Below are 21791 nucleotides of genomic sequence, written 5' to 3'. Positions count from 1 at the left end.
GTTCGTCCCCGAGCACAAGGGGATACCCGCTGCCTGTGCAGTGGGTATCCGCGGCTTGGCGCGGCCGATCACCACATTAGGGAGACATCGGGCATAGCGATGTCCGGCGAATGCCCTACAACGAGGTTTCCGTCTGGTTGAGCTCGGCGAGCGTGATGAGTCCGTCGTCGAGGGCGCGGCCGACGAGCTCGCTCTTGGTACGGGCAGCCCGTCCCACATTGGCGTACTTGACCCGTACACGTGCGATGTAGGTGTCGACGGTCTTGACGGCGATGTTGAGCTTGGCCGCGACAAGCTCCTTCGAGGAGGAGACGAACCATGCCCGCAGCACCTCGACCTCGCGCCGGGACAGCCGCGGCCGGTCGGCGGCGGTGTCCGCGATGAACGCCCCGGACAGTGACGGCGTGGTGTACGGCTCGCCCTGCGCGGCCGCCTGGATGGCGGGGACCAAGTGCTCCGGCCCCTCCCGCTTGGTCAGGTAGGCGAGCGCGCCGATATCGACGCACTTGATGGCGATGGCGTCTTCTGTGTGCTGGGAATACACGATCACGCGCCTGCCGCTGTCGACCAGTCTGCGCAGCTCCCCGAAGTTCGGCAGGCCGGGCACCAGCTCCAGATCGAAGATCACAACGTCGGCGTCGGCGCCCGGCCCGGTCCAGACGTTGGCGAGCCGGTCTCCGGCGTCGATGAGGTCGATGGGCGGTACGGCGCGGGCACACCAGCTTCCGACTCCGGCGGCGATGGCCGCGTGATCGTCGACGATCACGGCAGTGATCAGTTCGTCGGCTGCCATCGGGCCTCCATCCAGACCATGTCGTCGTGGTGCAACGCCTCAACCCGGACACCGGTTGAGACCGGATTCGGCGCTGTCACCTCGTCGCAGTCTGCGACGACGCTCACCGACACCAGGTCCACGTCGCCCACGACGGTGACCCGTGCCCGTGAGGCGGCTGTGGCGAGCACGGTCAGGACCGCATCGGTCAGATCGCGCCGTACGGCCACGGGCGGCACCGGCCACTGGCCTCGGGCGTCCAGTTCCACCACGACACCCTTGCGGTCGGCCACGTCGGCGCAGTGACGCAGCTCGTGCAGCAGGGGGTCGGCGACGGAGTCGGCCTCGGCGAACAGCCGCCGCATCCGGGCCGCCTCAATCGCGCAGCGCCGCTGAACCTGCGGATCCTCGGGCCCGAGCGATCCGTCGGCGAGCCCTTCCAGCAGCGGAATCGTGGCCACCGACAGCTCGCCGTACCGCTGCAGCCTGCGCCGGTGCGCCTCTGCCGTACCGGCCTCGGAGACCCGTACCCGCTCGATCTCCAGGTGCGCGGCCGCCGCTATCGCCCCGAGACGGTGCAGGATCGCCGCCATCACCGCCACGCACAACGGGAAGCCCACCACGCTCACCGAACCGGTGGCGAACCGAGCCAGCGCCCGCTGGGTGGGCTGATCGAACACGAGCAGATGCAGCACGGCAGTGAGCTCGTGGGCCAGCAGGAACGCCACGCAGGCGCGCAGCGGCCGATCGAGCAGGACGACGACGCCCACCCAGTTGGCGGCGCCGAACACCCAGTCGACCTCGGTCGAGGTGCGTCTGTCCGGCAGAGCCACGTATGACAGGGCCGACGCGCCGAGCACGACGGCGATAGCGACCCAACGGAGCCGGTGCCACGATCTTCCCCGGACGAGCAGGGCCGCCTCACCCGCGAGTACGGCCCCGAGGGCGGCCATGGCGCCGAACTGTGCGAGCGCGGGCTCGTAGCGGTCCAGGTGGCGCAGCAGGTTCGCCATCCCGAGCCCGAACACGATCACCGAGGCGGCGAGCAGTGTCGCGATCCGCAGGCTGTGCCGTAACGCGGCCTCGAATATGTCAGCCATCACCGGCCCGCCATTCCAGCCGTACCAGGGCACCCTTGCCGGAAGCGGAGGTGATCGTGGCCGTGCCACCGATGCGGGTCATCCTGCCATGTACGGACTCGCGCAAGCCGTACCTGGTGGCCGGCACCTCCGCCGGGGAGAATCCCCTTCCCTGGTCGGCGATGTCGAGTCGCAGCGCTCGCGAGTCGCCACACAGTCGTATGGTCGCCCGGGTCGTATCCGCGTGCCGGCGCACGTTGGTGAGCGCCTCTCCAGCCGCATCGGCGATCGCGCGCGCGACGTCGTACGGCAGGCGCAACTCCTTGGGGGCGTCGAACTCCACGGTCAGCGGCACCGCGTCGAGGTCGGCGCGCAGCAGGCCCACGACATCGGCGTGCGGGAGGGCCGGGCTGTGGCCCGAGCCGAGTCTGTCGAGATCCCGGCGGGCCTGAGCGGCCAGCCAGCCGGCGTCGGAGCGCACCTGTCCGATGCCGACCATCAGCAGGGTCGTCGCCGCTGTGTCGTGCAGGGCGTTGGCGAACTCGCGTTCCTCGGCGCGGGCGGCAGCGGCCAGGAGCGATTGGCCGCGCGCCCGCGCGGCCTCGGCGGCCGTCAGATCAGCCTGGTGGGCGGCCCGACGCAGGAGTATCCAGGCCACCCGGGAAAGCGCGGCCGCCACCGGCGCCCACAGCAGCCCTCGGATCACGCTGGCGTCCGCGCCTGCCTCGGCGACGGCGACCACCAATCCACCCCCGGCTGTCAGCGCCGCGGCGGCACCCACCAGCACCGGCGTATGCCACTGGCAGGTGACGCACATGAAGAGGACCAGCAGGCGCAGCCAGCCGGTGTTGGTGTCCTCAACCGCGCTTGTCCACCCGACGCACGCGGACAGCCCCAGCAGGACGAGGACGTCAAGGACGACCGGGACGTTCCCCTTGCCTTTGTCGAGCCACCACGCATAGCCGCAGATCCAAACCGCCGCGACGGCGACGACGACGACAGTGGGCGCCAGATTCTCGGGAGCGGAGCGGAACAGCGCGATCATGCAGATCGGAAGCAGCGTCACCAGGCGCACGACGGCCGCGTACCGGCGACCGAAGCGGACCAGCAGCCGCGCCGCCTCCTGCGCCATCTCGCCACCTCGCTCCCGCCGATTTCGTTCGGACGAAAGCCTAACGATTGACCGAACCGTAATCACGGTGAGGGGCGTATACCTGACACACCTGCGTTCCCGCCATCCGTAGGCTCGCATCCCGGGCGTAAGGGGCGAAGCACGCCTTCCTCCCGTATGCCTGCCACATCAGGGGCGGCAGGCTGGCCCGCTCTGGAGGTTCGCCGATGTCCACCCCTTACCCGCCATCCCACGGATCCAGCGCGCCCGGATATCCGGGCGGCCAGCACCGCGGGCAGGCCTGGCCTCCGGGCAGCTTTCCACCCCCCGCACAGGGCGAACGGCCGGGACCGGGCGTACGGTGGCCTCCCGGTCCCGGCGGGCAGCCGCGCCACCCGCAAGGCGGATCCGGAGGGCAGTGGCCTCCTCCCCTACCAAACGGCAACGGAAAGGGAGGGAAGGGGCCGCTGATCGCCGTCGTCGTCGTGCTCGGCGTCGTCGTGCTCGGCGGTCTGGCAGGGGGCTGGCTGCTCCTGAGCCGTGACGAAGCCGGCCCGCCCGCGAGCCCGACCTCCGGCCGGGGCAATCCGACCCGGTCGCCCACGGCCGAGGAGGCGAAGGCCACCGATCCGGTGAAACTCCGGGCGATCACCGGCGACCAGCTCTGCGCCGCCGTACCGGGCGATCTCCGTAAGAGCCTGGTAGCCGACGCCGAATACGGCGGGAAGGACGCATCCACTGGGGCCGCCACCGACACCGAGAAGCGGGCGGCCTGCAGCTGGACGAACAGCAAGATGGACGTCGGCAACGGCGTCCTCGGATATCGCGCGCTGAGCATCTCCGTGGAAGCCAAGAGCGCAGAGACACGCAGCGCTGTCGAATACGCCACGGACCGCTTCGACCAGGACAAGCAAACGCACGCGCGGCGAGTCAACGTCCGGAACGGCAAGCGGATCGATGGCAGGACCTCAGGCTCGGCATTCGGCGAGCTCAAGACACTGGAGTATGGCGACGCCTCCTACAGCCAGACCTCGATAGGGAGGAGCGGCCTCAAAGCGGAGGTGTTCGTCCGGCAGGGACCCTGGCTGGTCAAGGTCACCTACGGCGGTGACAACCGGACCGGCGCCAAGTACCCCTCCGGCGACGAGACGCGGGGCTCGGCCGGAAAAGTCGCCAAGCTCATCGCCGCGGAAATGGCCAAGAGTGCCGACAAGGTGAAACTCGCCGGGCCCTGCGGCATCGTCACCGCCGAACAGATCGAGGCAGTGTTCTTCCCCGCTGTCGGCGGACCGTCCGTCAGCACCAATGACAGCAGGATCAAGCAGACCACCTGCACCTGGTCGGTCAAGGAGGTCATCAAGCACCAGCCTGGGCAGGAGTTCACCGCTCGCGGCGGTGAACTCGACATTCACGTGGTCGACTGGGGTGGCGGCGACACCGGATCGACGTTCCAGTTCGATCGCGATGCCAAGAAGTACGACCGGTACCACGACAGGGGCGGCCTCACCAGTGATCGCCTCCACACAAACTACGAACCCCGCCAGGAGCTCTCCGGGCTCGGCGAGAAGGCATTCGTCGTGGTCTCCAGCACCACCAAGCTTTACGACAAGAGCGCGCCCCCCACGACGGAGATCCTCATCAAAGTCCTGGTGGGCGACCGGACGGTCGAGGTCACGTTCCGGGGGACAACGACTGGAGGCGGTCTCGCCGACGCCGCCGGCTACCGGGCACCGTTCTTCGAGTCGGCAGTCGCGCAACCTGCCCTGACGAAGGTGGCCAAGTCCTTCCTCGACGGCCTGAAATGACGTGAGGGGGATGTTCGTCATCCGCAGGTCTTCCAGTGCGAATGGTCATCACCGATGAGCTCCAATCCCTGCCCACGGAGGGTGGTGCAATGGGATTGGAGATCAAGGCTGGCGAGGACTTCGGGACTGGTTCGTCTGCGCTCGCCGCCTGTTCGCGGTGAGACGGGGCCGCTGCTCTTGCCGCGCAGGCCGGGAAGGGTGCCTCCCCCCGCTTGGTGGACACGCTGATACTGGATCTTGCTTGATCCAGAGGAAGCGAGATACCGCCGATGGCGTTGAAGGACTACTCGGATGAGTTCAGGGCCGATGCTGTGGCCTTGTACGAGTCCACTGAAGGGGCGACTTACAAGGGCATCGCCGCCGACCTGGTGAGCCGGGGCAGCCTGCGCGCGTGGGTGCTGCGGGCGCGTGAGCGCAACGACGTCCCGCCGACGGCGGCCCGGGCGGCTTCTCGGTCTGCTGCGCGGGACCCGTTGCCGACCGGGGGCGGCGCGGCTGCCGAGCGGATCCAGGGTGAGGCAGCCGACCAGGCGCTGGCCGAGGAGATCCGTACCGTCCACGCCGACTCCGACGGCGCCTACGGCTCGCCTCGGGTGACCGCCGAGCTGCGTGCCGACGGCCGAAAGATCAACGCCAAGCGGGTGGCCCGCGTGATGCGCAAGTTCTCCATCACCGGCAGCCGCCTGCGCCGACGCGTCCGCACCACCGTCCCCGAGCCGGCCGTCACACCGGTGCCGGACCTGTTCGCGCGGGACTTCACCGCCGGAGAACCGGGCAGGAAGTACATGGGCGACATCACCTATCTCCCGCTCGGCGACGGGAACTTCCTCTACCTGCGACCGTGCTGGACTGTTTCAGCCGCCGGCTGGTGGGCTGGTCGATCGCCGGCCACATGCGCACCGCCCTGGTCGCCGACGCGCTGACGATGGCCGCGGCGACCCGGGGCGGCCTGGCCGGCTCCGTCTTTCACAGCGATCACGGGGCGCAATACACCTCCAAGGACTACGCCGCCCTGTGCCGCGAGCTGGGCGTCACCCAATCCATGGGAGCCGTCGGGACCAGCGCCGACAACGCCGCCTGCGAAAGTTTCCACGCCTCCCTCAAACGCGAGACGCTCCAAGGCGCACCCCACTACGGCGACGCCGCCACCTGCCGACGCACGGTCTTTCGATGGCTGACCCGCTACAACACCCGCACAAGGCATTCAGCCAACGAGCACCTCAGCCCCGTCGCCTACGAGCACCTACACCAGCAAAGATCGAGTAGCCTGACACTGGCTGCATGACACACCCCAACGCGTGTCCACTTCCGTGGGGGAAGACCCTCGACCGCTTTCACCGATGTCGAGGTCGCCGCCGACCGGCCGCCACAGAACAGTTTCGTCGATGACGGCCCACAACGTTGGGGCTCTCGCCTGGAGCTCTACAACACCAACCCCGTCGAAGAGCCCGACATGAACAACTGGGACACCGACCTGCAGTTCCGCCTCGCTGACTGACCTCGGGGCGTGCCGGGGGTTGCACCGGTTCTCGGCACGCCCGTGGACCTGGGACCTGTGCCCAGCGCTCGTCTCATCGCCAGACGCCACCAACCGCGCTATCGGCGCGCTAGCACCGGGCTAGCGGGCCGAAAGAGCATTTAGGTCATGTCGCACGTGCTGGTGGCGAGTCAAGTCCTGCTCACCACGGTCTTCGTTGTCTCCGCGTACTCGAAGCTGCGCAGCCGTACCGCACTACAGTCTTTCGCCGCCACCCTGCGATTGCTGCCCGGCCCGGCCCGGTTCGCGGCTGCCATGGCAACGGTGGCTATGGAAGTTGTTGCTGCGGCCACCTTGATCGTGCTTCCACACACGGGGCTGGCCGCCAGCGGGATGCTGTTGATCGCGTTCTCCATGTGGATCGCCGTTTCCCTTCGCTGGGGGCAGCGCGAGCCATGCCGGTGCTTCGGCGTGTCCGCGACCCCGCTCGGTCCAGTGCATCTGATCCGCAACGGGCTTCTGCTGCTCGTTGTCGCGCTGGGTTGGGTGACGCTGATGTTCCCCGGCGGCCCGATCACCGTGGCCGGTCTCGCCCTGGCAGTGCCGGTCGGGCTGGTCGGCGCCATCCTCTTGATCGTCTTCGACGATATCGCCGATCTGTTCATGGAAGTCTCGGGGAGTTCATGATGCCGTATCTGATCGTGGCCGTCGTCGTGGTCGGCATGCTGTGCATGCTGAATCTCTTGCTGACGGTGGGAGTGATCCGCCGACTGCGGAAGCAGGCCGCGTCAGCGGCATTCTTGCCGCCCATGGCGGAAGGGCTCGCCATCGGGGAGAAGCTGCCGGAGTTCGCCGCCACCACGACCGATGGCGAGCCGATTTCCGATGAGCTGCTCGATGGGCCCGCTCTCATCGGTTTCTTCTCTCCGTCCTGCCAGCCCTGCAGGGAACTGATGCCGCGCTTTATCGACCATGCCCGCCAATCCTCGGCCGCGGTGCTCGCCGTCGTCGTCGCCGGCAGCGGCGAGGAGGCCGCCGACGACGTCGAACGCCTCGCTGAGGTGGCACGTGTAGTGGTCGAGGCGCCTCAGGACGCCATTCAGAGCGCCTTCAAGGTCGCCGGCTATCCGACCCTCTTCGTGATCGGTGCGGACGGCAGGGTCACCGACAACGATCCCACGTTGCCCGCCACGGTCAGCGCATGATCCGAACGGCAAAGGTGGCCGCGGGGGTCGCCCTTCGCGCGGCCCCGGGATTGATGGCGGTCTACGTCCTGGTGATACTCGCTGAGGCGATCGCGCCGATTGCGGTGGCGTGGCTGACCAAACTGGTGGTCGACTCCCTGGCGGAACAGGGATCGGCGGCCGAGCTGAGTACCCTCGCGGTGGGTCTGGCCGCCGCGGGCGTCCTGATGACGACACTGCCCCAGCTCGTGCAGTACCTCAACAGCGAGATGGGCAGGTTGTTCACCGCTCAGACCACCGCACAACTGTTCTCCGCGACCCTGCGGTTCGCCGGGTTACGACGGTTCGAGGACCCCAACTTCCACGACCGGCTGCGCATGGCGAAGAACAGCCTGTCGACGGGGCAGGAAGTCGTCACCGGATCCCTTGGAGCGGCGAGTGCGGTGATCACGCTGACCGGGATGGTCGGCTCCCTTCTGGTGATCAGTCCAGTTCTCACCGGGATCGTCCTGGCAACCGGGGTTCCTGCGCTGGTGGCGCAGTTGCGCCTGTCGCATCGTCGCGCCGCGATGATGTGGGACATCGGCCCGGCCGAACGACGCCAGATGTTCTACGGCGATCTGCTCACCACGGTTGCGGCGGCGAAGGAGATCCGTCTGTTCAACAGCGGCCGTTTCCTGCGAGGCCGCATGATGACCGAGTTGCGCACGTCCAACGCCGCACGCCGCCGGATGGACATCAAGGAACTGTCCGTCGAGAGCCTGCTGACGCTGCTGGGCGCGGTGGTCGCGGGCGGTGGGCTGATCTGGGCCGTTAGCTCCGCCGGCTCCGGTGCGTTGAGCGTCGGCGACGTGTCCCTGCTGATCGCCGCCATCGGCGCGGTCCAGGCCGCCCTCACCGGCCTGATCGTCGGCATCGCCGCTCTCCACCAGGATCTGCTCATGTTCGGCCATTACGTGGCTGTGACCTCGGCCGAGCCGGACCTCCCCATTCCCGCCGAGCCTGCGCCACTGCCCCGGCTGAGGCACGGTATCCAGCTGACCAACGTGTGGTTCCGCTACAGCGAGGATCACCCGTGGATCTTGCGTGGCCTGAACCTGTTCATCCCGGCCGCCGCGGCAGTCGCCGTCGTCGGTCTGAACGGTGCCGGCAAGTCCACGCTCGTCAAGCTCCTGTGCCGGTTCTACGACCCGCAGCACGGAAGCATCACGTGGGATGGCGTCGACATCCGTGACGTGCACCCCGATGATCTGCGGCACCGCATCACCGGGGTGTTCCAGGACCATATGGCCTACGACATGTCCGCAGCCGACAACGTCTCCATCGGCTTCGTCCCCGCCCGTGAGGACGAAACCCGAATCCGTGTGGCTGCTCGCGAGGCTGGGATCGACGACAAGCTCTCCTCCCTTCCTCGCGGGTACGACACCCTGCTCACGCGGACGTTCTTCAGTGAGGAGGACAAGGACGACCCCGACACGGGCGTCGTGCTCAGCGGCGGGCAGTGGCAGCGCACGGCCCTGGCCCGCGCCATGTTCCGCGGCCACCGCGACCTCGTGATTCTCGACGAGCCCTCCGCCGGGCTGGACCCGGAGGCCGAGGCCGACGTGCACGCTCGGACCCGACGTCGGCGCCACGGCGCTACCAGCCTGCTCATTTCTCACCGGCTCAACACCGTGCGCGACGCCGACCTCATCATCGTTCTGGAGCACGGCACCATCCGGGAAGCCGGAACGCACGACGCCCTCATGTCTGCCCGCGGCCCCTACGCGCGGCTCTTCAACCTCCAGGCGAGCGGATACCGGGAGCCGGAGGAGGCGGTGGCCCTGTGATGTGGGTGCTCCTCGTCGTGATCTGCGCGATCGCGACTTCGGTCTTGTTGATCTTGCGGCTGCGCGCGACGTATTCCGTGATCCGTGTCGACGGCGACAGCATGGCCCCCACACTGATCGACGGCGACCGACTCCTGGCCCGGCGAGTGGCCCCGGCGGCCCTGCGAAGCGGCCATATCGCCGTGGTGCGCAGCCCGCTGCCGATGGGCGGCCCGTTCCTCATCAAGCGCATCGCCGCGCTACCCGGCGAGCCTATCCCCCAACCGGTGCGGCCACTCGTCCCCGATGCCCGTGTACCCGACGGACAACTCATTCTGATCGGCGACAACACCGACGCCAGCTTCGACTCTCGCGATCACGGTTATTTTCCTATCGCCGATATTCATGCCATCACCATTCGAAAGCTAACCTCTGCCAGAGACCCCAGCAGAACGGAGAGCGAGCCAGTAAGAGAATTTGGGCCCAGAAATCGAATCGGCAACAAGGAAATGGAACAAACGAAATGATACGGCTCATCGAAAATATCGGCGATCGTCTTCTCGCGCTGGTCGTTCCAGAACACCGCGCCGCGGCGGACGAGTGCGAAACCCAATATCGCTGCGGCCCGTACGCCTGTACCAAAAACATGGATCACAAGGTCAGGAAGCAGGTCAGAACTGTCTGCCGGGTGTCCGGTACACAGCCGTGGCGGAATACAATTTATTGCTGCTACATCTGATCGCCGCCGGCTGGGCTCTTGGAGCACCTGGCGACGTGCGCGCCTTCCATTCGCCCGCTCCAAGGGCTACCTCGTGCTAATCAGAAACTAGGCCGCGATCCACGGGTCGATATTGGACGCGAATGCTCTGAATGTGGGAGGGGCGGCGGGCCGCGCACGGCGCCCCTCCCACACCCCGACAGCAGCGCTCCACCAGGAGAAGCAGTCCTCGTCGAGACATTGACCCAAGAAATGATCACAAGATGTCAAGCCGTGGATTCAGGCTGAGACCGCAACGAAGAAATGGCTTTGGATCGTGAAGATCATAACCAGACTCGCAGACCGCACCGTGGCATGGATCCTTCCCGAGGACTCTGCCGATGCCGTCACCAAGTGCTACAACAGACCCATCGGCGGCTATTGGTGGGGACGGTGCTATTACAACCCCGGTTGCAGCAGCAAGTCACAGCAGACGAAGTACGCGTGCAACTGGGGGCCGGGAAGCACCTATGGCACGTTGCAAATTCTCGACCGCCGGTGTTGCTAGCCGCGTAGCGGCCAGCAACGGGTCGGGCAATTCGCCGCAGCGCGGGAAATGCCCGACCCCTGCGCCGGCCAGGCCTGAGACGGCAGCTGCCGGAACGGCCAACCAGTCTGCGCAACTGCGGCATGTGCATCTTCTCAAACAGCGGATCAGCTCTAACGCCGGCCACCCGAGAGGATCAGGCTGTCAGGGTGCCCGTGAAGGATGTCCTGGTAAAGTCGCTGCACTTCGGCGTTCGGCTGAATGCCGAGTTCCTGGTCGAGGACCCGGTAAAGCCTCCGATACGCGGCGAGGGCTTCCATACGACGGCCTCCGGCGTTCAGGGCCCGCATCAACGTGGCCCACAACGTCTCCCTGAACGGCTGGGCGGCGATGAAATGCTCCAGTTCGGGGACGACGTGGATGTTGAGGCCGAGCCGCAGCTCCGCCTCAAGGCGCATCTCATAGGCGTTCAGGCGAATTTCTTCCATTCGGCGGCGTTCCTGGCGGACGACCTCGACATCCACATCGGCCAGCAACGGCCCGCGCCACATCCCGAGCGCATCTCGCAGGCACTCGGCTGCTCGGCAGGGGTCTCCCGTGTTCAAGGCTTCGGTGCCGGTGGTGGTCAGTTTCTCGAATATCCCAAGGTCAACGATGCCGTCCGGCACGGCCAACAGGTATCCGGAACCTTGGGTTCGGAGCCCGACGCCTCGCGCGGCGAGCGGGGCGATCGCCCGCCGTAGGCGATAGACATATGTCTGCAGGCTCGTCTTCGCCGTGGCCGGTGGACCGGCTGGCCACAATTCCGAGGTGAGAAGGTCGAAGGTGACCACCTGGTTCGATCTCAGCAGGAGCATGGCCAAGATGGCCCGCTGCTTGGCAGCCTGAACAGGGATCTCTCTCGCGGAGTCCACCACCCGCAACGGCCCCAGCAACGAGAACATCCATTCGCCTCCAAGCGTTTCGAGCAAGTAAGGGACGGCGCAGCCGTACCTGGTCGACGCGTAAGTGGCCAGGAACGCGGGATACATGTACACCCGGCCGCCGGTGCCGCAAGACTGGCGCGGACTACGCTACGTTGAGCCGGTTTACTGCTGGTATGGCGCCGGTATGTCGGGTCTTCGAAGTTGCGCGGTTGCGCCATGAGGCGCTGTGCTTCGAGTGGAGGTGAGAGACCTCTGCCTTCGGCCTGTCGCAGCAGGTCGATGAAGTTGAGGGCACCCTGATCCGGGTGGTGCCGGTGGGAGCAGCCCTGACAAAGCCGGGACGTGTCAGCACTGCCAGATGCTGCGGGCCCGGCGAACGGGACGGCCACGGGGAAGGGCTGCGGCGTACTCGTGGCAATGCTGCTGGGACACAGTCGGGCTCCTCCTTCGTCGAGCGACACACAGTGAACATGGGAACCACTCGGTAACGGCTCCCCGCCGGCAGACGTCCGGTCTGTGGGCGTGGATAGGCGCACCGGCCGCTGAACGGGCCGAGTGGGGCGGAGCCGCCGTAGTAGTCCGGGTCCGGGAGAGCCGGTCACATGGCGAAGGGCGGCAGCGGTTTCGAGAAGGACTGAGGAGCGGTAATGCCGAAAGACGCGCCCCCGAATGGGGACGCCTGGCCGGAGGCGGTCTCGATGAGGCCGCCCTCGCGCCGCTCGCGCCCTTGACGTCGAGCAACTCCAGCTCACCATCGTGGACCAGGCCGACCGCCGTACCGGACGGATCGGCGATCACACCGGCCCGAGCGGCGACATCGCGCGACCACGTCTGCCGCCCGCTCGGGTCGATGCCGCGAACCTCGGTGTGATGGGTTCCGCGCTGGTCGACGTAGCGGGACACCACCGCGCCCCCTCGCGTACCGGCCACGCATTCCCCGGGCTGGTCGAGATTGACCTGAAGGGGAACGACGGTCCCGTCCTTGAGTATCCCTCCACGCTCGCCGGTCAGGACCGCCCAGTCTCCGCCGACGCAGCCACCCCAGAACCCCCCAGCGGGCACGCGCTCCCCTGTAGCCCGCCATCCGTGAGCGTCGCGCTGGAAGCGCAGGATCTCACCGCCGGGCAGCGTGGGGTCGGCGTAGAGCAGCAGAGCCGTCGTCCGGTCGGGGCTCTCCCGCCAGAGGACGCTCTCCATGTCGACGACCTGATAGCTCTCCTTCTTGCCGTCCGAACGCTGGATCTGGAGCGTGCCTCCCTCGGCGACGACCGTGTCCGCATCGCCCCGCCGGCTCAGCGCCTTCCGGGTAGCGGTGGAGAAGGCCGCTTCAGGGCACCGGGCCGCGCAGACGGCAGCCTGCTTGTCCGTCCACACGTGCCGCCCGTCCGAGGCGTACCCGAGGTGCGATTCGGTTTGCGGGTCGTACACGATCGCCCCCGTCGAGGAGGCGGCGACGAAGACCGGCGGAATTTCCTGCTCACCGCCGGTGGAACACGACGTGACCGCCACCAGCGCCAGCAGGGACGCGACAAGTGCGCGGCGGATCATCGGCCGCTAGATCCGCTTGGTCTGGAAGCTGCACGTGGGGTCGAGGCCCGGAAGGTCCCAGCGCACCCAGAATTTCACGTAGACCTTGTCCTTCGCCGGGCTGATGATGTGGACGGTCGTGCTCTTCGTGCCCACCTTGGCGCTGTCGGTGCCCCAACCGCCGTGCCACTTGTCGACCGCGTTGTTCTTGTCCGAATAGACATCGATGGCCACGTCGGTCTTCGATCCAGCGCGACCGCCAATCGTGTACGTGAACTTGGTGAAGACGTCACTCCCTGCGCTGTTGTAGTAGTAGCGCGCCGAGCCGCTGTAACCCTTGGGGTCCGACGAGCAACTGCCGCTGAGAGTCTTGTCAGCCGACGCAGAGGCGGAAGCGCCGCCGGCGCCGACGATCGACAACGTCAGTCCCGCGGTCCCGACGATCGCCGCATGGCCGCGCAACCTGCGCCGGATTAAGAACGAGGGGCGGCCTCGGTCGGCGTCAGCTTGATCGCTCCGGCCTTGCGGTCACTGATCTCCACCCGGTCCAGGGCCCGGCGCTCGGGTCGGTGTCACGCCCTCCGGCGCAGGCCTCGACGGATATCGGCGCCCGCGCCGGAGGGAAGGCATCTCAGCTCTCCTGCACCGGGGGGGACGGTCTCAGTCAATAGGTGTTGTGGCGGCGGTCTCACGAAGTCGGCCGAGCAGGAGAGCGTTCTGCTCACGCAGCCGGGAGACCTCCGAGCGAAGCTCACGGTTGGCGCTGGTGAGTTGACGAATGCGGGCTTCCTTGGAGGGATCGGTCATCCGCTGGCGGACGGGCTGACGTTGCCCGGTCTGCTGTTGTCGGGACCGCAACCGTTGAATGTCCTCGATCAACTCGGGGACGCGGTAAAGGAACGCGCGAGAGGTACCCGAGGCCCGGACAACCGCGGCGACGGTGATGACTTCTCCGGCAGCGTCGAGGTGGCGGATCGCCGCGCGGGCCTGATCCACGAGCTGTGCCCGGCGCTGCTGTTCGGCGGCTCGAAGGTAGCGGATGTTATCGGGCATCACGGCGACTCCAGCTTCTCGATGGTGTCGATCACGCGGGTGAGGCTGATCTCGACACGCTGATTCATCTCGACCAGGCGCTGGTTGCCGCAAGCCTGGCCGGTGGCGATGAGGTTGCGGGTGCGGTTCAGCTGGTCGCGGTGCTGGTCCAGGAATTGACCGTCGGTCAGAAAGTCGTCGCACGTCAGGCACGCGTTGGGATGCGGGCAGGTCTGCTGCAGCGGACGCCCGCAATAGCCGTTGGGTGCTGATCAGCATGCCTGGCAGCTCTCCACGATGCGTCCGTGTGCCATCACCACCACGCAGTCCGTGGGCTGGATACGCGGAAGCCGGTGCGCGATGATCACCAGAGTTCTTCCCTGGCAGTACAGGCGAAGGCTGTCGTAGACCTCGTCCGAGGTTATGCCGTCGAGGGCGCTGGTGACCTCATCGACGATGAGCACCTGCCATTCGGCAAGCAATGCCCTTGCCACTGCCAGGCGTTGACGCTCTCCGCCCGACAACTGATGCCCCTCCTGGCCGATGGGAGTGTCGAGGCCTCGTGGCAGCTTCGCCACCAGATCGTCCAGCCGAACGGCGGCGATCGCCCGGACGATGTCCTCCTCGGTCACGTCGTCGCGGGCGAACATCAAATTCTCCCGGATCGACGCATCGAACAGGGTGGTGTGCTGCGGAACGATCGTGGCTACCTCACGCAGGGTCGCACCGCTGGCGCCTGAGACATGGACTGTCCCCACGGCCGGGCGCAGGAGGCCCGCCAGGATCAACCCCAGCGTGCTCTTGCCCGACCCCGTGCGTCCGCGCACGATCGTTACCGACCCCGGGGGCAAGTCCAGATCGATTCCGCTGAGCACGGTCCGCCCACCCTCGCCGTACCGGTGGCTCACATCGCGCAGGGTCACGCTGATCTCGGTCCTCGGAACCGGGGCCGGATCTTCGTCGACTGCCACGGTCGTCGGCATGTCCAGATATTCGATGACGCGCTCGAACTTGGCCAGCGAGACATGGAGACTGCTGGACAGTTGCAGAAGTGACTGGATGGGATCGGACAGCTGCATCTGCAGCATCACCATGACGATCACCGTTCCCACGCTCAGCCCGGTGACCGCCGTGCCGGACAGCCAGAACACTAGGGGTGGCACGCAGGCGAACGATGCCCCGATGATCACGTAGGCGGTGGCGCCTACCACCCGCTGGCGAACCGTGATCTCGCTCAGCTGCCTGCACACATCGACGAACCGTTCGAGCTGCCACCTCGTCCGGTGTAGCGTCCGGCCCAGGATGACACCGCCCAGGCTGAGGTCCTCAGCGGAGAAGCGCAGCACCGAGGTGATGTGCCGCTGTCGCTGCCGGGCCAGGTCCTGGCGCTTCTTGGCGAAGCGGTGGTTGAACAACGCCAGCACGTACGCCATGGCGAAGGAGAGGAGGGCCAGCGGCCAGCTCAGCACCAGCATCGCGATGCCTGAGGCGGCCAGTGCGGTCGCCGCGGCCAGCGCCTGCTGCACGGTGTTGGTGACGAACCGGTCCACGCCGTCGATGTCGCTGACGAGCCGAGCCTGCACCTCGGAGGTGCTTTCCTCGGTGTAGAAGGCCAGCTCCTGCGCTTGGGCCCTGCCGTACACGGTTGCGCGCAGGGTGGTCGTGACCCGCTGGCCGATGCTGTTGGTGAGAGCCACATTGCCGACGGTCAAAGCGCTGTTCGCGACGCCCAGCACGACCATGAGCCCGCACAGCAGCGTCAGCAGCGTAACGTCGCCACGGAGCAGGCCTTGATCGATTACCGTGCGTGTCAGCAGTGGACTGACGACTCCCAACGGTACGGAGATCACCACGATGGCCAGAGAGATCACGACACGCCACCGATGGGGACGAAACCATGCCAGCATGCGCCGGACGACCGATGCGGCGGTCACGGGAAGGGGTGAGGGTAGGGATTGAGCTCTCCGGGCCTCAGGTCCCGGCCCCGGTAGCCCAGCAGCCGCGGCACAGTCAGCAGCCGCGGCAGGCCGTCCACCCGACGGTTGTCGTGCCCGAAGGTCATCGACAGCGTGCCGGGAATCAGCACCTTCACGCAGGCGAACCCGCCCGCCCGGTGCTCTGAGCCGCTCTGGTCGATCACGATCACATCGAGCCCGGTATCCAGGTAACGCCTGACCGTCTCGGTGAGGACACCCGTCACATCGTTGCCGGTGAAGGCCTCTGGGGCTCCGATGTCAGCCGGCTTGCGTACACCGGACGATTCAGTCAGGAAACTGAGCCGCCGCGCCGCAACTGGATCCGCGTAGAGCAAGGCATGGTCGTCCATATCCTTGACGAGCCCGGGATCGGTGACCATCCGCCGCGCCCGATCCATATTCTGGGCGTATACGTCTGCTAGGGGAGCGATGCTGGAGGCGACCTCCGCCAGAGCGTTAACCATGGCACGTTCAGGGTCGGGGCTGGATCCGGCTGTGGAGATCGCTGCCGGTCGGCCGTCGTCGTGAGGGTTTACGGCCATGGCCCATACACAGGGGATCCGCTGCTCGACACTGATGTCGTGGAACGAGATGTGATATCCGGTCTCCACCTCCAGCGCCGCGTGCAGCAGGTGCAGCCGATGGTCGGCGGCCGCGGTCAGCTCAATGCGCGGAGCGGGCAGCCGACAGTACCAGGTCAGCAGGAAGGCATCTCGCTCCGCAACCTCCAGAACACCGTGCAAGATCGCCTCTTCAAGTGAGCCGCCGAGCGCGCAGCCGTTGGAGATCTCGTAGATCAGCTCCTGTTCGTGCCCATGCCCTTGTCTGTGCTGGTAGTAGGCGCATGTCTCCGGCACTAGGATCGGCTCTTCCCGGGCGAAGGAGTATCCCCACACCCAGGTATGGGTCTCGTTCACGTCGAATGGCCGAAACCGGAAGCCAGGCAAGCGGTAGCGTTCCGGCGGGTAGAGGCCGAGTGTTCGCGGATCGAGTGCGTGATCGGCGACCTCGGCGAAGCTTGCGCGCACCGCCGGCCTCCGAGCGCCCGGGGCGCCGCCGTACCGCTCGAGTCCCTCGAGTACGGCGATACGCCTGCTGGCGGCGCGAGTCCCAGTCCGCCCATAGCCGACCACCTCGCCCAGGCCGCGCGCACCCACCGTGGCCGACGCTACGGCCAATCCGCCCGTCGTCCACTCCGAGATCGAGCCGATCAGTCCGCACTCGGGGTCGACGTACAGCTTTTCCAGGTCTTCGTCGACGTTTCGCGTTCGAAAGCTGCCCTCGCGATGCATTGGCCTGGGCTCCAGAGTCAGGTCGGCCAACTCGGCGGTGTCTGCCGGCGCGTCGCCGCAGGTGCTGCAGAATGAATCGGGCAGGAACGGGTGCAGGCGGACGTCGAGTCGTTCCAGGTTCACCCGGAAGAAGGCTCGGTGGGAGTGGGGAGAGCTGCCTTCGGTCAGCAGGGCCGCCGCCTCCGCCGCGAGGAGTTCCGCCACCAGCGCGGCGCCCGGCCGAGTGAGCCATGAGGACGGGCGCTCACGCAGGATCTGGCGGTGCCGCCGCCAGATGGCCCGATGTCCCTCCTGGTCGGCACGGAGGCGGTGCCGCCGCCGCTCGGCGCAGGACACGCATCCCGCCTGTCCCGGGGTTTCCGTTGGACCGATCACCACGTGATTCAGCTCCACTCGGACGCGTACCCAGGGCACCGCCAGCGTGGTGGCGGCGGCTCGCATCTCCGCGGTGCGAGCGGTGTTCCAACCATCGTCGGCCGCGATCAGCAGACACGGGTTTCCGAGTAAAGGCAACGCCGTTTCGTGACAGCTGACCTGCCAGCCGTTCGAGAGTTCCTGGGCGATGGCGTCGCGGATCAGCCCGCGCCCGATCAGTGCCACCTCACGCATCACACATCACAACCCGTGTCAGATATGGCATGATCGCGGCCACCTCCGGATCATGATCGAGCGGTACGGCTAACGCCACACGTCCCTGGGCGTGCAGGCGCGACGCCACTGCTGTCATGTCACCGGGCGGGGCGGAGGTCTGTTGCCATGGACCACGGAGCCGATAGGGGAGAGGTTCTGCTTCGCCGTAACCTGTGGACTGCAGGCGTTGTAGAGCGCACCTCAGTCCCTCTCCCAGGGCCGCAGCCGGGTCCAGGTCGGCGAAGTAGCCAATCGTGGCCTCTCCGGAGCAGCACGCGAAGATCGGGACACCGAGTGGACCGGTGAGGTCATAGACCTGGGGTAGCTCATCGAGCCGGGTGAGGATGTCTCGGCATCTCCGGCCCTCCTCGTGCAGATCGACCGTTGTGATGTCGATCTGCGGAAACGGCTCAGATTGAGAGGAGAGGCTGGCCATGGCGGTTCGCAGGCACTGATCGGCCAGCCCTCGGCCGACCGCCCGCTCCCAGTCATCACCGGCCGCGAGCCCGGCGCCTCGCTTCACGAACACGTCGGCGGCCGGCAGCAGCCGCACTTTCTCGGGATCGTCGATCTCGTATGCCCAGACGTAACCGTGCCGGAGGACCGCCCGCGACCGCTCCGGATGGACGTCGGGATCGGCCCGGGAATCCATCAGTGGACGCCCGTCGGCTCCGGTCAGCCGCCGGGGATCTACCATACGCGCTCCGTAGGCGGCTAGCGCCTTACGCGCGGCGTCGCGGCGCGCCGCGTCATAACCGAACCCGGCGCCGATCTCGGAATCCCCATCCGCCAGCACGGAGCGGCAGAGGTTCAGCGGGATCTGCGGACCCGCGACCTCCTTGAGGGTGAAGACTCCCAGGTGTTCGTCGTTACAGGGTGCGATCCTGCGCAGGAACGACTCCTGGTCGAGCGGCTCGCCCGCTAAGAGGTCCCGCACCCGCTGAATGAACTCCTCGCGCGAACTTACGGACGCCGTTCGGGCGAAGGGATGGGGAATGCATGAGTGCCACGTGTGAGTCCACGTGCCTTGCTCGATTCGAACGAGGCGTCCACGTTCGGCGGGCGGCATGGCACCCGTCAGGGCACGGGAGGCGGCGCGGACCAGGCGTGCGGCTGCTCCCAACACCGGTGTGCCGACGTGAGCGGTTGTCGTGCCCATGCGGCGCCTGACGTCGTCCCACCCAGGCGTCCCTGGTGGAAGGAGCCAGGTGGCCTCCCCGGTGTCCACCATCAAGGCGACAGGAATCGCGGCCTGTGCGCACGCACGCTGCAGCGGCAGGGCCGATGGCCCGTCGCCGGCGTAGAACACCATTTCGGTTCTCTCGGGCACTTCGGCTATTCCCGGGGTGGCATCCAGATCCATCACCGTGATGTTTCGCAAGCCGGAAGCCAACGCGGCCCGTACCAGAGGCTCCAGCATCGGCTCGACGCCCGCGATTACCGAGGCGCGTTCAAGGTAGTGGACTTCACGATCGTCATCCTGCTGCGGCAACTCCTGCACGGCGTCGCATGCCCGCAAAAGGTCGACGACCCGCTTTACCGCTTCAACACGATCGCTCGGCAACCGAGCGGTCAGTTCCTCGATGGTGTGCGCCCCATTGAGAAACGGCGCGAGCCGATCAATCCAATCCGCGATGGATGTCCCGTCGACTCGCGCTAGCCCCCGATGCGTGAGAATGCGAACGCCGTCGTCGGTCGCGGCCACGTAGACGTCGTCGCGTAACCGCAGCCTCATCTTCCCGCCTTTCCGGGGACGGAGCCGAGCATGAATTCGCCCACCGTGCCTTCTTCCATTGCGTCCAGACCGGTGGCCGCAGCGAATGCGGCGGCATCCCCTCCTCCAAGCGCACAGGGCGCCAGCCCCATCGCGGTGGCCACCAGGTACATCGTCTGGAAGAGGACCCCGACATGCTTTGAGATCAGCGAATAGGCCATCGACTGGTAGCTCCACATGACTCGTCCGAACCGCGCCGCGATCACCAGGAGCACCTGCGGATCCCGATCGGTCGCCGCCGACGCGGCCGCGGCGCGCAGGAGCCGCCGCACCTGTGGCGTCGCCCCGCAGACCCGTTCCAGTCGATGGTGCTGCGGATCGTAGTGATAGAGCCCCTGCTCGAGGCCAGAGACCTTCCGGATCACCGGGTAGATCTCCAGTTCATGCATGGCTCCGCCGGCGGGATAGGGCCGGCTCACGTAGTCGACGCCGTAGCCACGATAGACATCCCGGTTACGCGCACAGCGGTAGAGGAACTCCCCGAGTTCATCCGCGGTCAGCGGGCGCGCGTCGTCGTGCCCGCGGATCGAACTCCGCTGCTCCAGCACTGCGGTCAGGCTCGGGTCGCTGGCACGCAGGCGGCTCAGGTCGGGCTGGATGAGGTCGACGACCTCGCCACCGAACGGCTCATGATGCGCGGCTGGCGGGTCGAATCTCCCCGCCGCCCACGTGCTCTTGCCGTGTGTGGCCCCGGGCTGGTGGATGCGGCTGCGGTGATGAAACCACAGCTCGTGTGGCTGCCACTGGCATGTCGAGAGGCGGTCGTTCTCGTCGTCGGTCGGAGAGACCGCCAAGCCGCATGCCCACAGGTCGCGACGGAGTCGGCGCAGGGGCACAACGTCATCATCGGCCACCCGCGACGGTCCAAGCCAGGCCAGGGCACGGGAGTCATGCAACCGCACTCGACACCAAGAGCGGGGCGACTCCAGGACTACCTCGGCTCCGTCCCTGCATGCGATCGCGAAACGCGACAACGCCAAGTCCTCAGGCGTCTCGCCGTCACGGTAGTCCTCGGGCCCCTCTGGCTCCACAGTGTAAAGTCTCTGCCCATCGACGGCCACAGTGACGTGCAGCCATCCGCCGACCCGCAGCAGGCCCAGGTGGGTTTCGAAGTCCTGCTCCGCCAGCTCGGCTACGGGGATCGACGCTTGACTCAGCCTCTGCAGCAGATTCTGCTGCATCGTGCTCAAGGGGCCAAGCGACGTGCTGTATGGCCAGCTGAGCAGGTGGTAGGAGTTGTCGGGAGCCACGGCCCCGGCCACACCCGGTCGCAGCCGAACGCTTTCCTCGATCTGTAACGTCATGCCGGCTGCTCTTCCTCGCACAGTTCTAGGACGGTCCTCAAGGCCAAGGAAGAGGCATACCGCTCGGAGAGCAGATCAACGCCTAGCCGGTTCGCCGCGAGGTGCGCACACAGCGTCATCACCTTGGGTAGTCGCTGGCGGTCTGCCTCCAGCGCCTCCTGCAGCCTCGCCGTCGTCCGTGACCAACCCGCCAGGCTGTCGTCACGCGAGATTCGATGCGCGTTATCGACGAGCGCGCGCATGCGCCGGCCAAGCGGAAGCAGGACGTCGCGTTGTCGCGCGAAGTGGTCGGCATAATCGGCTTCCGGCGGTGCACTCCCAGCCGCTCCGCCTAGCCGCAGCCAGACGATGAGATACATAGCCACAGCGGCAGTGACCCGCTGCTTGGGAGTGGCCCCTTGTGAAAGCATGGACAGGATGATCCTGCTGGAATCCACAAAGTGCTCTTCCACCGCGGCCATCGCGGCTCGCCCATAGCGCCGGTACTCCCTGCGGTAGGGGATGAACGAGACAGAGTTGTTCGCGGCCAATTCACGCGTGAAGTCCGTCATCCCCTCCGCGCGGGCCAGCCGGGCGGAGGTCTTGTCGTAGTCCCCCTGACAAATTGCGTCGGCGGACGGACGGGCACGGAAGAAGGCACGGCACCTCGCCTCAATGACGCGGCGGACTCGGTCGTGGTCGGGCGGCTCTGCCCGTATGCGCAGGCGCACATGAGGTCCACCCTCCCAGTAGCGGAGAAAGAAGAAGTCCGGAGGTGCTCCACCGCCCGCCAGTTCCTCCACGATGAGGCTTATCAGGTCGACGATGACGCGATCATGATCGCCGTGGTAGAAAATGTGTGCGCTCATCC

The 21791-nt window shown here is 66.9% G+C and carries 17 protein-coding genes and 1 pseudogene; 6 read left to right on the top strand and 12 right to left on the bottom strand.

Features of this window, described 5'->3' with window-relative positions; translation table 11 throughout:
• Positions 1–115 precede the first annotated feature (115 nt).
• From AB0J16_RS27485 to AB0J16_RS27475, 3 genes are read right to left on the bottom strand one after another with little or no spacing between them, the layout of a single operon-like run.
• Positions 116–793, bottom strand: coding sequence for a response regulator transcription factor (locus AB0J16_RS27485; protein ID WP_358544584.1), 678 nt, complete (start codon positions 791–793; stop codon positions 116–118).
• On the bottom strand, positions 775–1872 hold the full coding sequence (locus tag AB0J16_RS27480; protein WP_358544583.1) for a hypothetical protein: 1098 nt from the start codon (positions 1870–1872) through the stop codon (positions 775–777). Before AB0J16_RS27480 ends, AB0J16_RS27485 begins: the two co-directional genes overlap by 19 nt.
• The gene (locus AB0J16_RS27475) at positions 1865–2983 is read right to left on the bottom strand and encodes an ATP-binding protein (protein WP_358544581.1); all 1119 of its coding nucleotides are present in this window, start codon (positions 2981–2983) and stop codon (positions 1865–1867) included. The genes AB0J16_RS27480 and AB0J16_RS27475 overlap by 8 nt, the downstream gene beginning before the upstream one ends.
• A 464-nt stretch (positions 2984–3447) precedes the next feature.
• On the opposite strand from AB0J16_RS27475, the gene AB0J16_RS27470 reads away from it, so the two are divergent.
• From AB0J16_RS27470 to AB0J16_RS27445, 6 genes and pseudogenes are all read left to right on the top strand, one after another.
• The gene (locus AB0J16_RS27470; protein WP_358544580.1) at positions 3448–4767 is read left to right on the top strand and encodes a hypothetical protein; all 1320 of its coding nucleotides are present in this window, start codon (positions 3448–3450) and stop codon (positions 4765–4767) included.
• Positions 4768–5036: 269 nt separating this feature from the next.
• Positions 5037–6052, top strand: a pseudogene (locus AB0J16_RS27465) (IS3 family transposase).
• A gap of 360 nt (positions 6053–6412) precedes the next feature.
• Entirely contained in the window at positions 6413–6931 is a 519-nt protein-coding gene (locus AB0J16_RS27460) for a MauE/DoxX family redox-associated membrane protein (RefSeq protein WP_358544579.1), read from the top strand.
• Positions 6928–7449: a TlpA disulfide reductase family protein gene (locus tag AB0J16_RS27455; protein WP_358544578.1), complete on the top strand. Its 522-nt coding sequence runs from the start codon at positions 6928–6930 to the stop codon at positions 7447–7449. Before AB0J16_RS27460 ends, AB0J16_RS27455 begins: the two co-directional genes overlap by 4 nt.
• Positions 7446–9257: an ABC transporter ATP-binding protein gene (locus tag AB0J16_RS27450; protein ID WP_358544577.1), complete on the top strand. Its 1812-nt coding sequence runs from the start codon at positions 7446–7448 to the stop codon at positions 9255–9257. Before AB0J16_RS27455 ends, AB0J16_RS27450 begins: the two co-directional genes overlap by 4 nt.
• Positions 9257–9763: a S26 family signal peptidase gene (locus tag AB0J16_RS27445; RefSeq protein WP_358544576.1), complete on the top strand. Its 507-nt coding sequence runs from the start codon at positions 9257–9259 to the stop codon at positions 9761–9763. Before AB0J16_RS27450 ends, AB0J16_RS27445 begins: the two co-directional genes overlap by 1 nt.
• 890 nt (positions 9764–10653) lie before the next feature.
• On the opposite strand, the gene AB0J16_RS27440 is transcribed toward AB0J16_RS27445, so the two are convergent.
• The 9 genes from AB0J16_RS27440 to AB0J16_RS27400 all read right to left on the bottom strand — a co-directional run bounded on the left by AB0J16_RS27440 (position 10654) and on the right by AB0J16_RS27400 (position 21789).
• Positions 10654–11424 carry a BTAD domain-containing putative transcriptional regulator gene (locus tag AB0J16_RS27440; RefSeq protein WP_358544575.1) on the bottom strand — a complete coding sequence of 257 codons (771 nt, stop codon included), beginning with the start codon at positions 11422–11424 and terminating at the stop codon, positions 10654–10656.
• Between the two features lie 327 nt (positions 11425–11751).
• On the bottom strand, positions 11752–12954 hold the full coding sequence (locus AB0J16_RS27435; RefSeq protein WP_358544573.1) for a hypothetical protein: 1203 nt from the start codon (positions 12952–12954) through the stop codon (positions 11752–11754).
• 6 nt (positions 12955–12960) lie between these two features.
• Complete coding sequence (locus AB0J16_RS27430) at positions 12961–13353, bottom strand: hypothetical protein (RefSeq protein ID WP_358544572.1); 393 nt, start codon at positions 13351–13353, stop codon at positions 12961–12963.
• Positions 13354–13593: 240 nt separating this feature from the next.
• A complete protein-coding gene (locus AB0J16_RS27425; protein ID WP_358544571.1) occupies positions 13594–13986 on the bottom strand; it encodes a DUF6262 family protein in 393 nt (130 codons plus the stop codon).
• 251 nt (positions 13987–14237) lie between these two features.
• Positions 14238–15899, bottom strand: coding sequence for an ABC transporter ATP-binding protein (locus AB0J16_RS27420; RefSeq protein ID WP_358544569.1), 1662 nt, complete (start codon positions 15897–15899; stop codon positions 14238–14240).
• Positions 15896–17833: a TOMM precursor leader peptide-binding protein gene (locus tag AB0J16_RS27415; RefSeq protein ID WP_358544567.1), complete on the bottom strand. Its 1938-nt coding sequence runs from the start codon at positions 17831–17833 to the stop codon at positions 15896–15898. Before AB0J16_RS27415 ends, AB0J16_RS27420 begins: the two co-directional genes overlap by 4 nt.
• A gap of 1 nt (position 17834) precedes the next feature.
• Complete coding sequence (locus tag AB0J16_RS27410) at positions 17835–19598, bottom strand: YcaO-like family protein (protein ID WP_358544565.1); 1764 nt, start codon at positions 19596–19598, stop codon at positions 17835–17837.
• The gene (locus AB0J16_RS27405; RefSeq protein ID WP_358544563.1) at positions 19595–20941 is read right to left on the bottom strand and encodes a SagB family peptide dehydrogenase; all 1347 of its coding nucleotides are present in this window, start codon (positions 20939–20941) and stop codon (positions 19595–19597) included. Before AB0J16_RS27405 ends, AB0J16_RS27410 begins: the two co-directional genes overlap by 4 nt.
• Positions 20938–21789, bottom strand: a complete 852-nt coding sequence (locus tag AB0J16_RS27400) for a thiopeptide-type bacteriocin biosynthesis protein (RefSeq protein WP_358544561.1) — start codon at positions 21787–21789, stop codon at positions 20938–20940. The genes AB0J16_RS27405 and AB0J16_RS27400 overlap by 4 nt, the downstream gene beginning before the upstream one ends.
• Between the last annotated feature and the right edge of the window lie 2 nt (positions 21790–21791).

Source organism: Nonomuraea sp. NPDC049750 (assembly GCF_040659625.1).
Taxonomy (GTDB): Bacteria; Actinomycetota; Actinomycetes; order Streptosporangiales; family Streptosporangiaceae; genus Nonomuraea.
This window is presented reverse-complemented; position numbering and strand designations above follow the sequence as displayed.